13 protein-coding genes are annotated in these 13470 nt (G+C 45.8%); 12 read left to right on the top strand and 1 reads right to left on the bottom strand.

Annotated features, from left to right (window positions below; all coding sequences use genetic code 11):
- The first annotated feature begins 73 nt into the window (after nucleotides 1-73).
- The 12 genes from spt to KOE27_RS06245 all read left to right on the top strand — a co-directional run bounded on the left by spt (nucleotide 74) and on the right by KOE27_RS06245 (nucleotide 12667).
- Complete coding sequence (spt, locus tag KOE27_RS06300) at nucleotides 74-1279, top strand: serine palmitoyltransferase (RefSeq protein WP_215237970.1); 1206 nt, start codon at nucleotides 74-76, stop codon at nucleotides 1277-1279.
- Nucleotides 1276-2397, top strand: coding sequence for a hypothetical protein (locus KOE27_RS06295; protein WP_215237969.1), 1122 nt, complete (start codon nucleotides 1276-1278; stop codon nucleotides 2395-2397). The genes spt and KOE27_RS06295 overlap by 4 nt, the downstream gene beginning before the upstream one ends.
- Entirely contained in the window at nucleotides 2394-3404 is a 1011-nt protein-coding gene (locus KOE27_RS06290; RefSeq protein ID WP_215237968.1) for an NAD-dependent epimerase/dehydratase family protein, read from the top strand. The genes KOE27_RS06295 and KOE27_RS06290 overlap by 4 nt, the downstream gene beginning before the upstream one ends.
- Before the next feature lie 109 nt (nucleotides 3405-3513).
- Complete coding sequence (locus tag KOE27_RS06285) at nucleotides 3514-6072, top strand: DUF5686 and carboxypeptidase-like regulatory domain-containing protein (RefSeq protein ID WP_215237967.1); 2559 nt, start codon at nucleotides 3514-3516, stop codon at nucleotides 6070-6072.
- A 53-nt stretch (nucleotides 6073-6125) separates the two neighbouring features.
- Nucleotides 6126-6839, top strand: a complete 714-nt coding sequence (locus tag KOE27_RS06280; protein ID WP_215237966.1) for a nucleotidyltransferase family protein — start codon at nucleotides 6126-6128, stop codon at nucleotides 6837-6839.
- Nucleotides 6840-6910: 71 nt separating this feature from the next.
- A complete protein-coding gene (locus tag KOE27_RS06275) occupies nucleotides 6911-7780 on the top strand; it encodes an ATP-grasp domain-containing protein (protein ID WP_215237965.1) in 870 nt (289 codons plus the stop codon).
- On the top strand, nucleotides 7780-8751 hold the full coding sequence (locus KOE27_RS06270) for a CDP-alcohol phosphatidyltransferase family protein (RefSeq protein WP_215237964.1): 972 nt from the start codon (nucleotides 7780-7782) through the stop codon (nucleotides 8749-8751). The genes KOE27_RS06275 and KOE27_RS06270 overlap by 1 nt, the downstream gene beginning before the upstream one ends.
- Nucleotides 8732-9799 carry a lysylphosphatidylglycerol synthase transmembrane domain-containing protein gene (locus tag KOE27_RS06265; protein WP_215237963.1) on the top strand — a complete coding sequence of 356 codons (1068 nt, stop codon included), beginning with the start codon at nucleotides 8732-8734 and terminating at the stop codon, nucleotides 9797-9799. Before KOE27_RS06270 ends, KOE27_RS06265 begins: the two co-directional genes overlap by 20 nt.
- The gene (locus KOE27_RS06260) at nucleotides 9793-10506 is read left to right on the top strand and encodes an HAD family hydrolase (RefSeq protein ID WP_215237962.1); all 714 of its coding nucleotides are present in this window, start codon (nucleotides 9793-9795) and stop codon (nucleotides 10504-10506) included. Before KOE27_RS06265 ends, KOE27_RS06260 begins: the two co-directional genes overlap by 7 nt.
- Before the next feature lie 54 nt (nucleotides 10507-10560).
- Nucleotides 10561-11469, top strand: coding sequence for a PfkB family carbohydrate kinase (locus KOE27_RS06255; RefSeq protein ID WP_215237961.1), 909 nt, complete (start codon nucleotides 10561-10563; stop codon nucleotides 11467-11469).
- A 15-nt stretch (nucleotides 11470-11484) separates the two neighbouring features.
- Nucleotides 11485-12057, top strand: a complete 573-nt coding sequence (locus tag KOE27_RS06250; protein ID WP_215237960.1) for a DUF4833 domain-containing protein — start codon at nucleotides 11485-11487, stop codon at nucleotides 12055-12057.
- 1 nt (nucleotide 12058) lies between these two features.
- Nucleotides 12059-12667, top strand: a complete 609-nt coding sequence (locus KOE27_RS06245; protein ID WP_215237959.1) for a sterol desaturase family protein — start codon at nucleotides 12059-12061, stop codon at nucleotides 12665-12667.
- Nucleotides 12668-12758: 91 nt separating this feature from the next.
- On the opposite strand, the gene KOE27_RS06240 is transcribed toward KOE27_RS06245, so the two are convergent.
- Nucleotides 12759-13376 (bottom strand): YceI family protein, encoded by a 618-nt coding sequence (locus tag KOE27_RS06240; protein ID WP_215237958.1) that lies wholly within the window; start codon nucleotides 13374-13376, stop codon nucleotides 12759-12761.
- Nucleotides 13377-13470: the final 94 nt, after the last annotated feature.

Below are 13470 nucleotides of genomic sequence, written 5' to 3'. Positions count from 1 at the left end.
CGTGTGGGAACGAATATTTTAACATTTTAGAGACTGGTCCTACCAGGAGCCTCTAAATTTGACACCAAACATTATGAGAAGTAGATTACAAAACAGAGTAGCTGAATTTACAGAAGCCGCCCAGGCACGGGCAAAGGGCGTTTATCCCTATTTCAGAGCAATAGAATCTGCCCAGGATACGGAGGTGATGATTGGAGGGAAGCCGGTTTTAATGTTCGGGTCAAATTCTTATCTGGGGCTTACCACGCATCCTTATGTCATGGAAGCCGCACAAAAGGCCGTTGAAAAGTATGGAAGCGGCTGCGCAGGTTCCAGGTTCCTGAACGGGACGCTGGACATTCATGAGCAGCTTGAACACAGGCTTGCCAAATTTACAGGAAAAGAATCTGCCGTTCTGTTCAGCACAGGCTACCAGGCTAACCTGGGAGCAATTTCCTGTCTTACGGGCCGCAACGATTACCTGATTCTCGATGAGAGAGACCACGCTTCCATCATTGACGGTAGCCGGTTATCCTTCTCCAAGGTCATCAAATATGCTCATAATGACATGGCCGACCTCAGGAAAAAACTGAATCTGCTGCCTGAGGATGCCTTAAAGTTGATTGTTACCGACGGGATTTTCAGCATGGAAGGAGATATAGTAAAACTTCCCGAGCTCAACACCGTTGCAGAAGAATTTGGTGCTTCCATTCTCGTGGACGATGCACACAGTCTGGGTGTTATAGGGCACCGCGGTGCGGGAACCTCTTCGCACTTTGGCCTTACCGACGCGACTGATCTGATAATGGGCACTTTCAGCAAGTCGTTTGCTTCCCTGGGTGGATTTATTGCCAGTGATTACGAAACCATTGAGTACATCAAACACCGTGGAAGATCCCTCATTTTCAGCGCCAGCATGACGCCTGCCAGTGTGGGAAGCACCCTGGCAGCACTTGAAATCATCGAGTCGGAACCTTTTCATATGGAGCGGTTGTGGGCCAATACCCGTTACGCCAAGGAACTGCTGCTCATGAACGGCTTTGACCTTGGGCAAACCGAGAGTCCGATCCTGCCCATTTATATCAGAGACAACGAAAAAACATTTATGATCACAAAACTTCTTCTGGAAGAAGGCGTGTTCGTAAATCCTGTAGTATCTCCGGCAGTACGTACCGACGAAACGCTGATCCGTTTTTCATTAATGGCAACACACACATTCAGTCAGATAGAAGAAGCAATAGACAAGATGGCAAAAATTTACCGCGAAATCTGCCCAGAGGCAATCAAAGAAAAACTATGACAAGTATTGTCTCCATATCGCCAGGCAAAGAACTGGGTAAGTTCATTGATTTCCCGCATGAGCTGTATCGTAACAACAGTAACTATGTTCCTGAGTTATTCATTGCGCAGCGCGATATGCTCACACCAGGGAAACACCCTTTTTACGAACACTCAAAAATCCAGCTCTTTCTGACGTATAACGGAGGTAGTGTCACGGGTCGTATTGCAGCCATCCTGAACAACAACCACAATGCTTTCACAGGCGGGAAAGATGGCTTTTTTGGCTTTTTTGATTGTATCGATGATCAGCCAACGGCCAACCTCCTGCTTTCCAGAGCTTCCGAATGGCTAAAAGAGCAGGGAGCCGAAAACATGATCGGTCCGGTGAACCTGTCAACAAACGATACCTGTGGTTTGCTGGTTGAAGGTTTTGAAAGGCCTCCCATGGCTATGATGCCCTACAATGCACCTTACTATGAAAAATTACTGATTAACAACGGTTTGACAAAGAAAACAGATCTCCTGGCATATGAACTGAACGTGAGCGAGTCTAACGACCGATCAGTGAAATTACTGGATACTCTGCAGAACCGACTGAAAAACAGCGGGATAACGATCAGAAAAGTGAACCTGAAAGACTTTGATAATGAAGTCAGGAAGATAAGGGAGGTATATAACAAGGCATGGGATAAAAACCTTGGATTTGTACCGATGACCGACTCGGAATTCAATTATCTGGCGAAAGATCTGAAAATGATATTGGATCCGAATTTTTGTCTGGTAGCCGAAAAAGACGATCAGCTGGTAGGATTTGCGCTGGGAATTCCGGACATCAACCAGGTACTGATCAAAATAAAACGTGGGCGCTTGCTTCCGACAGGAATTTTCAAATTGCTTTTTCAAAAGAAAAACATCACCAGAATTCGTGTTCTGACACTAGGAGTGATAGAAGGTTACAGAAAAATGGGAATAGAGGCCTGCCTGTATGGCAACATTATTAAAAATACATACGGCACCAAGATTACCGGCGGCGAATGTTCATGGATGCTCGAAGACAATTATCTGATGAACCACGCTATTGAGCAGATTAACGGAGTATTATACAAAAGATACAGATTATTTGAAAAGACCATATGAGGGGCAAGGTACTGATCACCGGAGCAAGTGGGTTCATAGGCCATCATTTAGTGCAGCAGGCGCTGGAAAGAGGTTATGAAGTCCATGCAGGTGTGAGGCCTTCCAGTGATATTTCAGGATTGAAAGCCATGGAAACAACTATACCCCTTGTTTTTGTCTATCCGGATTTCAGCTCCCGGCAAACATTGGAGCCTCTTTTGAAAGAGGGACAGTATGACTACATTATTCATGGAGCCGCGGTTACGAGAGCAAAAAATAGGGAAGCTTACAATCTGGTCAACGCAACTTATACACTTCATCTAGCGGAAGCTGCACTGTCAGCCAGACTACCCCTCAAAAGGTTTGTATTTATGAGCAGTCTGGCGGCCATCGGGCCACGGACCTATGCAGAAGCACAAAAAATCACCGAAGAAACAAAACCTTTTCCGGTTACATCCTACGGTAAAAGCAAGTTACTCGCTGAAAAATATCTGGCTGATTTAAAGGAGCTTCCGCTTACTATTATAAGACCAACCGCCGTTTTTGGGCCCGGCGAAAAGGACATTTTTATCTTGTTTAAGACCCTCAACAAAGGCCTCGACCTGCACATCGGAACAAAACCGCAGCGGCTGAGTTTCGTATATGTGAAAGACCTGGTAACAGCTACATTAACTGCTCTGGTGGCCGGAGAATCAAAAGAGCACCGCGCCTATAATATTTCGGACGGGCAGGAATATGACCGGTACGCATTGTCAGAGCTGTTTGGAGCACTAAAGAGGAAAAAGTTATTCAGGTTCCATGTTCCGGTAAAGATGATCAGAATGGTTGCCACGTTGCTGGAAGGATTTTCGGCTCTGTCGGGTAAAACACCGGTTCTGAATACGGAAAAAGTGAATGAACTAACGGCTGCAAACTGGTATTGCAGTATAGAAGCGGCCAGCAATGAGCTGCAATATGTGCCTCAATATAATTTAAAGAAAGGTCTTGCGGAAACGCTGGACTGGTACACCACGAACAAATGGCTTTAACCTTACGGTTAAAGCTGGTATCGGAAAAATCATTTTTCAGACAGATAACAGGAAGGTCTGAACAAATATGCGCCATGGAAAACAATACAGAATCTCTTGCGATTACAAAATGTTAAAGACACTATACATAAGATTTGCCCTCATGGCCGGTATACTCCTTCTGGGAGGCACAGGCGTGCTTGCGCAAACTACCACGATCAAAGGGGTAATCACCGACGCACAAACCGGAGAAACGCTGCCGTACGTTAGCATTGTCATTCCAGGTACCACCATGGGTACCTCCGCGGATGTAGATGGGAAATATGCACTTACTCTTAAGGAGAATTACGCTGCCATCCGGTTCACTTACGTAGGCTACGAGAGCATTGATAAAAAAATAACCGTTGGTGCTGACCAGGTGATCAACATCAAGATGAAGGTTGATGCTTCCATGTTAAAAGAAGTGACGGTAAAAGGCAGGGCCCGGTACCGGAACAAGGATAACCCGGCAGTACAGCTTATCCGCCAGGTCATTGAAAACCGGGATAAAAACCAGATGGCTAATTATGACTTTGCGGAATATGAGCAGTATGAGAAAATCTCTTTTGCACTGAGCAACCTTTCCGACAAGTTTAAGGAACGCCGTATTTTCCGCAACTATCAGTTCCTGTTCAAAGACCAGGATTCTTCCACCATAGGCGGGAAAAACATATTACCGGCTTATATTCAGGAGAAACTGTCTCAGGTATATTTCAGAAAAAATCCGTATACAAAAAAACAGTGGGTGAAAGCGAACCGTCGTGCTGAGTTTGATGCACGGTTTGTAGACAACGATGGCTTGAGTGCCTATTTTAACCGGCTGTATGAGGATATCAATATTTATAAAAATGATATCTCCATTGCCACCAACCTGCTGCTTAGCCCGATAGCCAATACCGCTCCTACTTTTTACAAGTACTTTATACGGGATACCGTAAAAACACACGAACCATGGCTGGTAGAACTGGGATTTGTTCCCCGAAACAAAACAGACATGCTGTTTGAAGGGAAACTCTTCATTACGCTGGATGGAAACTACGCCGTGCAAAATGCCTATCTGACGGTAAATAAGGATATCAATCTCAATTTCATGAGAGACCTGGAAGCACGTCTGGAATTTGAAAAAAGTCCGGATGGCCGCTATCATCCGAGCAAAACAACACTCGGAATGGAGTTTGCGCTGGGCGAAAAGGGTGGCGGTCTGTTCGGGCAGCGGGTGGTTAATTATAAAAACTATGAAGTAAACCAGCCCAGGCCGGATAGTGTTTACCGGGGCCCGGCAGAACAGGCAATCTATAATCCGCTGATCAAAACAGGGGAAAGTTACTGGCAGCAGGTAAGACATATTCCGCTGGAAAAGTCTGAAAGAGATATTTATCGAAACGTTGATACCCTGCAGACCATTCCGTCTTTCCGGCGCACCATGGACATCACTTCTCTCTTCCTTGCAGGATATAAATCCTTTGACATTGTGGAAGTAGGGCCTGTGAATACCTTTTACAGTTTCAATCCGGTGGAGGGTTTCCGGTTAAGGTTCGGTGGGCGTACGACCACAGATCTCAGTAAACGGATATTTTTTGAGACCTATGCGGCCTATGGTTTTAAGGACCAGAAGTGGAAATATTTCCTGAGCGGAACCTATTCGCTTAACAACAAGTCTGTATATCATTTTCCGCTGCACTACATCCGGGCCAGCTATCAGCGGGATACAAAAATTCCCGGGCAGGACCTCCAGTTTGTGCAGGAGGATAACTTCCTGCTGTCTTTCAAAAGAGGGCAGAACAACCGCTGGCTTTACAACGATATCTATAAGGCAGAATATGTGCGGGAATTTCAGAACAGGTTCTCCTACAAAGTTGGCTTCACACACTGGAACCAGCGCCCGGCGGGTATACTTGAATACAAGCCAGTGGAACATATTGACGGTCAGCCCACCGTGGCTCAGCTGAGCAACACCGAGGTAAACCTGGAATTAAGGTATGCCCCCAACGAACAGTTCTACCAGGGCAAACTATACCGTACCCCGATCATCAATAAATTCCCGATTTTCACATTGCGGTATAATGCCGGATTAAAAGGTGTGCTGAACGGCGAGAACAGTTATCACAATGTAACGGCCAATATTTCCAAAAGGATATACCTGTCTCAACTGGGCTTTATGGACATTACGACGGAAGGCGGCTACATCTTCGGGAAAAACATTCCCTTCCCGTTGCTGACGATACACCGCGCCAACCAGACCTATGCATATCAGCTCAATTCCTACAACCTAATGAACTTCCTGGAATTCGTGAGTGATCATTATGCCAGTCTGGATGTACAGTATTATATGAACGGATTTCTGTTTAACAAAATCCCATTGCTCAAAAAGCTGAAATTGAGAGAAGTATTCAGTTTCAAGGCAGCCGTTGGCGGATTACGTGATGAAAATAACCCCCTTAAGGGCGCATCAGTTTACCAGTTCCCGGTTGACGACCAGGGCAGGCCTATCAGCTACACCATGGACAAGCAGCCTTACATGGAAGGCAGCATAGGCGTTGCCAACATTTTCAAACTGCTGCGGGTGGATCTGGTGAAACGTTTTAATTATCTGGATCATCCTAATGTTTCGGAATGGGGGATCAGGGCGCGGTTCAGGCTCGATTTTTAACAGTATCCTGAAAAAGTAATGAACAGGAACGGGATCATAGTAAAAGATAAATTATGAATTACGCAATTATAGCAGCAGGAGAAGGTTCAAGGTTGGCAAAGGAAGGTTTCGAACTTCCCAAACCGATGGTTACCCTGCACGGAGAAACGTTAATCGACCGGCTGATCGGCGTTTTCAAAAATAACAATCCCGAGACTATTCATATCATTATCAATGAGGAATCCGAAATACTGGAACGACATCTGACCGAAACGGATTACGAACTGCCCTTACAAATCGTGCGTAAGTCTACACCAAGCTCTCTGCACAGCTTTTATGAACTACTGAAAAGTGCGAAAAACCTCGGCTCAGTGTGTCTGACAACTACCGATACCGTGTTCAGGGAACCGGAATTCAGATCGTTTATTGAAACATTTGAAAAACATCAGGAAATAGATGGGTTAATGGCCGTTACAACGTTCATTGATGACGAAAGTCCCTTGTTTGTTGTAACCGATGACAACAAAAACATCACAGCTTTTACGGATGACAACCACCAGCATACTTCCTATGTTTCTGGAGGGATGTACTGCTTACGCGGAAAAGCACTGGATGTAGTAACCCAGGCCATTGAAGAAGGAACAAGCAGGATGCGAAATTTTCAGCGCCAGCTACTGGAGAATAAATTACAACTAAAAGCATATCCGTTTTCCAAAATTGTGGATGTGGACCATGTTGCAGATATAAAAACAGCCGAGCTTTTCCTCAACGAAGAATTTGTGGCCTAAGCCGGAAAACAAAAAAACGACACCAATTTAATTAGCTGCGAGCTACCCGCTGGAGGCTGCAGCTACACATTATGGAAGATATAGACATCCTGGGTATACACAGAAATAAGAAATTTTCGCCGAACCATATCGGGAATGACGATGCCATTTTTTCACTCACCATGAAAGCCCTTGAAAACCTTGGCGCAAAGGTGGGAATATGCTCGGAAGATGATTTTTTGAGCCGTGAGCATATTGGGGAACAATACATTTTCACCATGGCAAGGCAAAAAGATGCCGTTAAAAAACTACAAACTCTTGAATATAACGGAGTAGTGGTGGTGAACTCCGGAAATGGAATTGAAAACTGTTACCGTACCAACATGACCAACGGGCTGGTGGACAACGGGATACCTTACCCCAAAAGTTTTGTAGTGCCCACCACCTACACCGGTGATGATGTTTTTGACCAGTTACCGGGAAAAGGATTCTGGATCAAAAGAGGTGATTTTCATGCCATTCATAAGGAAGATGTAACTTTTGCCTATTCGAAAAAAGAAGCCAAGGAGATAATCAAAGAATATGCACTGAGAGACATCCCGGATGCCGTCATTTCCGAACACCTCGTGGGTGACCTTGTGAAATTTTACGGGGTTTATGATACCGACTTTTTCTTTTGGTTTTATCCTTACGACAACAACCACCATAAATACGCGGCCTACGAAAGTATCAACGGGAAGTCGATGTACCATGCTTTTGACGAAAATCAGCTAAAACAGGTAGCAGCCGCATCTGCCGAAGTGCTGGGGATTGATATTTATGGAGGTGATGCAATTGTAGGCGAAGACGGCAGTTTTCATATCATCGACCTGAACGACTGGCCCAGTTTTGCTCCTTGCCGGGACGAAGCCGCCGGATACATTGCCGAAAGAATATTTGAAAGATTCACAAAATTAGCCTGATGAGCGACCTGACTAAGAAAGATACCGTTGCATTTGCCGGACAAGAAACAACTTCATTCGAGAATTCCTTAAAATCGAATGATACCGAGGAAAAAATTGATATATGGTTTTACCGCCCCATTGGGTATCAGATCGCACTGTTCTGTGCCAAAATCGGGATGACCCCCAATACGGTAACCATAATCAGTATCTTTTTTGGTGTGGCTGCGGGTATATTGTTTTACAGCCAGAATCTGGGAGTTAATATCATTGGAATGCTCTCCCTGGTGTTTGCCAACTCACTGGACAGCGCCGACGGGCAGCTTGCCAGGATGACAAACAACAAAAGCAGGCTGGGCAGGATACTCGACGGTGCAGCCGGGGATTTCTGGTTTATATCCATTCACATTGCCATTTGTTTAAGAAGTATGAACGAAGGCTGGACCGCCCTGATATGGATACCGGGTGTAGTAGCAGGTTTTTCACACGTAGTACAGTCCGCTATGGCCGATTATTACCGGAATGTCCACCTGTTTTTTATCAAAGGCAAATCGGGCAGTGAGTTGGACAACAGCCGTGAGCTGCAACGGGAGTACGACCAGCTGACATGGACACAGAATTTTGGCATGAAACTGGTGGCACGTTTTTACCTCAACTATACCAATCTGCAGGAAAGCCTGTCACCCAGGCTTCAGAAACTGCTGATGCTGATCCGCGGAAAATACAGAGCCGGTTTGCCAGCGAACCTGATTACGGATTTTCGGGTTCAAAACAGGCCGCTCATGAAGTATACCAACATTATTCAGTTCAACACCCGGGTTTTGTTTCTGTTTTTGTGGCTGTTTATGGACCAGGCCTGGGTTTATTTCTTCTTTGATATTTTTGTGTTAAACCCCATTCTGATCTACATGTGCGTGCGTCAGGAAAAAGTGAGCGGATATTTCTACAATAAGATTTCGAATAGTAAAGAATATGGGTACCAAAGTATATAAAGCCATTTTTATGCTGATCGGCATATTCTCTCTGGGCTATATGATCTATGGCATCGGAGTAGAAGACCTATGGCTGAATATACAGAAAACGGGTATCTGGTTTGTGCCTGTCATCGGGAGCTGGCTAGTCATCTATATCCTGAATGCTTTTGCTTTCAAAGCCGTGATCCATGAACCCGGCCACCCCCGAACCGACCTTTCTTTCCTATCCGTTTTGAAACTGACCATTTCCGGTTACGCCATCAATTACATCACACCATTTGTAGCACTTGGAGGTGAGCCTTACCGCATTATGGAACTCAAACCCAGGCTGGGTATACACAAGGCCACTTCTTCGGTCCTATTGTACAGCCTCATGCATATGTTTTCCCACGTTGTATTCTGGGTGGTTTCTATCGGTCTCATCCTGGCAGTGATCCCGGTCAACAGCATCATGCTGGCGGGCTGCGGCCTGATGCTGGCCATCAGTCTGCTTTTAGGATTTTGGTTTATAAGGGTTTACAAAAAAGGATTCACCGTCAGCACCGTTAATCTGCTGAGCCGGGTACCGCTGATTGGCAAAAAAGCGAAAATTTTTGCCCGCGAAAAAGAAGAAACGCTGCATGAAATTGACAATCAGATCAGGATTTTCTATGCCGACCGCCGGTCGCGCTTTTATTCATCCCTGGTACTGGAATTTGTGGCGCGGGTGGTTGGCTGCCTGGAAATTTATTTCACTGCTTTTGCCATCGGGTTGGATATGTCTCTCACAGAAGCATTGATCGTCAGTTCAGCGTCTTCGCTTTTTGCCAACCTGATATTCTTTTTCCCAATGCAGCTGGGTACCCGTGAAGGGGGCCTTGCCCTGGCCTTAAAAAGTGTTGGATTGCCTGCGGCGGGCGGAATATTCATCGGTGTAGTGATGCGGATCCGGGAAATTGTCTGGATCATGATCGGCTTGGCACTGATGGGTAAAAAGGGCGTTGCCCAACACGAAGGCCCGGTGGAAAAGGATGGAGAATTAAGTTACGCACATCAAAGTGCTGAAAGTAAAAGAAGAGTATGGTAAAAGGAGTTTTGATAGATTACGGCGGTACAATAGATACCAATGGCCTGCACTGGGGAGCGGTGTTGTGGGATAGCTACCAGAAACATCAGGTAAATATTGACAAGGCCTTGTTTTCAAAAGCTTATGCCTTTGGAGAAAGGTCCCTGGCCATCCACCCGATCGTAAAACCTGAGCATTCGTTTCACGATACCCTTGTTCTAAAAACCGAACAGCAGTTTAAATTTTTAAAAGAGAACGGATACCCGACAGACGACCGGCTTATTGAATCCATCGCAAGTGACTGTAATGCCTTTGCACAGCAAACAGTGGAGCGGGCAAAACCGGTACTTACCTCGCTGGCACAGGAATACCCGCTGGTACTGGTTTCCAATTTCTACGGGAATATCCACACGGTGCTGGAAATATTCGGGATTGCCCATCTGTTTAAAACCATTATTGAGTCGGCCGTGGTAGGCGTAAGAAAACCGGATCCGAAGATATACCAGCTCGGTGCCGATTTTCTGGAACTCGACCCTATGGATTGTGTGGTGATAGGCGATTCATTTATAAAAGATATTGTTCCTGCAAAACAGTTGGGCTGTCGGGCGATCTGGCTCAACGTGACAGGCTGGGAAGAAGCGAAAACCGCTAGTGACGGTCAATGGATGGCAGACGCCGAAATTACAGAATTTGCCAGCGTGACCAACGAAATGAAGAAATTGAAATAGTAATCATTTTTGGCCGGTGGATAACCACCGATCGAATTTATCTTTCAAAAAATTATGTACGATATCTGCACCATAGGGCATATTACACTGGATAAAGTGGTAACATCCCAATCTGTAAAATACATGCCCGGAGGTACTTCTTTCTATTTTTCGAAGGCATTGCAGCATTTTGACCTGCGCTACATCCTGGTAACCGCACTGGGTAGCGGGGAGAAATACATTGTTGACGGACTGCGGGAGGCCGCTATTGAAGTACATGCGCTGGAAAGTGATTTCACCGTACACTTCGAAAACATATACAGCCACAACCAGGATCACCGCGAACAGAATGTGCTCCATACGGCGGCGCCTTTTGATGTACCCCAAATGCCTTCGCTTTCCTCAAAAATTTTTCATCTTGGCCCCTTACTATCTGACGATATCTCGGTTGCTCTGGTAAAAGAGCTTGCCTCAAAAGGTGAAGTATCTCTTGACATTCAGGGCTTCCTGAGATATGTAAAGGATAAAAAAGTTTACTACACCGACTGGGCCGATAAAACAGAAGCTCTTCCGCACATCACGTACCTGAAAGCGAACGAGTTTGAGATGGAAGCCGTTACCGGCACTACTGACGTGCAGGCAGGTGCCCGCTACCTGGCAACAATGGGCGTACGCGAGGTGATCATTACTTTGGGAAGCAAGGGTTCCGTGATTTACAGCAACGGAGAATTCCATGAAATCCCCGCTTACCAGCCCACTGCTGTGGTAGATGCTACCGGTTGCGGTGACACCTACATGGCGGGCTATCTGTACCAGAAAATAAAAGGGGCTTCAATAGTCGAAGCTGGCAGGTTTGGAGCCGCAATGGCTACCTTAAAAATAGAATCGTCCGGACCTTTTTCCGGCAACAGGAATATAATTGAAAAATTAATCAGGCAGGGGGCTTACACACACGAAATTTCCACCCCTGTTTTTGATAAGTAATGAAGTTTTATTGTCATGAAATACGTCATCAGCATTATACTTATAGCGCTTCCGCTGCTGTTTTCATTCAAACGTTTTGACCGTGTCACGGTACATCCAGATTTAAGCCTGAGTGATCCGGATACCTTTCCGGTACCATCCAATGTTCCCAAGTTGCTGTTTTACATTCAACGTGACCCGAACACCAATACGATCGTCTATGAATTAAACCAGGACGAGCGCGGGCAGATCAGTGAAAAACAGCCCGTTCACACTTTCTGGATCCGATACCCCGAAGGCGGTATCCGTAAAGATCTGAATTATCTGCAACGAAAATTTGCCTACGGGATCAATTCCAGGGCACTCGGTAACGGCGTTTTTGAGCTGCGGTCTGTCGCATACTCCAAACTTCCGATGTATTTACGGCGTGATGTCAAAAATCAATACCATGTGTATACCGACATCAATAATAAAAAATGTATGCTGAGCCGGGTTTTTATCCGGATCGACGGCGGTTCGTTCTGGTCTCCCAACGTACTCTATATAGAGCTCAAGGGAGTAGATATTGCAACGGGAAAAACAGTTGTTCAACGCATAAAACCATCCTGACATGGCTAAGAATTATGTTTCCAACTCAAGGGAATCATCAAGGATGTTCAGAAGTAATTTTCTTGAGTCTCTTTCTAAAGTGCATTTCAGCGTCCCTCTTTTCATCTTTGTGCCGGTCATCGGTTATTTTAGCTGGAGGGCCCTCTTTCCCGGAGAAATGGCGCTGATAACCTTTATGGGCTATTTCCTGGCAGGCCTTTTCATCTGGTCGCTCACTGAGTATATCATGCATCGTTTTGTATTCCATTTCAATCCCAGGGGGAAGCTCATGGAGCGCATCCATTTTATTTTCCACGGTGTACACCACGATTATCCCAATGACGCAAAACGCCTGGTCATGCCACCGTCGGTCAGCATACCACTCGCTACCGGTTTTTATTTTCTTTTCGGTGTATTTTTGTCAGTATTTCCCCTGTCTGCATTCTTTTCTGGGTTCATCACGGGGTACCTTTTTTATGACATGACGCACTATGCGCTACATCATGCCAATTTCAAAAACGGCTTCTGGAAGAAACTCAAAAAGCACCATATGACCCACCATTATTCGGATAGTGAGACGGGATATGGGGTTACTTCCGATTTCTGGGACAGAGTATTTCGGTCCAATTGATATCAGTTAAAATTATTTCCCCGGGGATAATTTTCAGATTTTTAAATTATCCCCAAGTTTATCTTTTGCCTGTGAACCGGAGTAGGCACAATCAAAGGATTCTTTCTCCCCTCACCCTCACATGAAGGTCAATCCCCGGCTTGACGTACATACCATCCGGGGCCGCTTTGTCGCTGGCGTATGTCATTCCCCATTTGGTTCGGTCGATAGTCAACTTACCGTCAACCGTAATTTGTTCATCCGTGATCGTGATCCTAGCCGGGAAGGTAACCGGATGCGTTTTCCCAAGCATGGTAAGCCCGCCGGCAATCCTATAATTTGCCTGAGGGGTATGCTCCCAGGTTCGGTCTGTATATTTCTCGATTTCTGTGAGATCGAACCTGACTTCGGGATATACCAGCATGTTGAAAAAATCGGCGCTCTGGAGATGCTGTATCAGCTGGTACTTGAGATCAGCCGTGGGGAGGTTCAGGTTCACCAGGGTGGACAAGGGCACACGGAAAGAACAAATTTGTATCTCCCCGTCTTCCAGGGTAATCTTATCACCCCTGACCGCAACCGTTCCGGTGTTGGAATCACCATTTTTCAGATACCCCTTCCAGGTTATCACCGACTTACCTTTGTCCAGGGTATATACCGCCGGCGGTGATTGCCTCGACTGACAGTTCCACAACAGACACGCAAACGCCAGAATCGGAATTGTTTTCACTCCCATAATACCTATAAAACCATATAATTGGTGTGTAAGAAACCAGTCGCAGTAATGTCTCACCGCCCTGTCATTTCGCTCAGGCTCAACAAAC

The sequence above is a fragment of the Dyadobacter sp. CECT 9275 genome (genome assembly GCF_907164905.1).
Classification (GTDB): domain Bacteria; phylum Bacteroidota; class Bacteroidia; order Cytophagales; family Spirosomataceae; genus Dyadobacter; species Dyadobacter helix.
The sequence above is the reverse complement of the archived record's forward strand: the minus strand, read 5'-3'. Positions and strand labels throughout refer to the sequence as shown.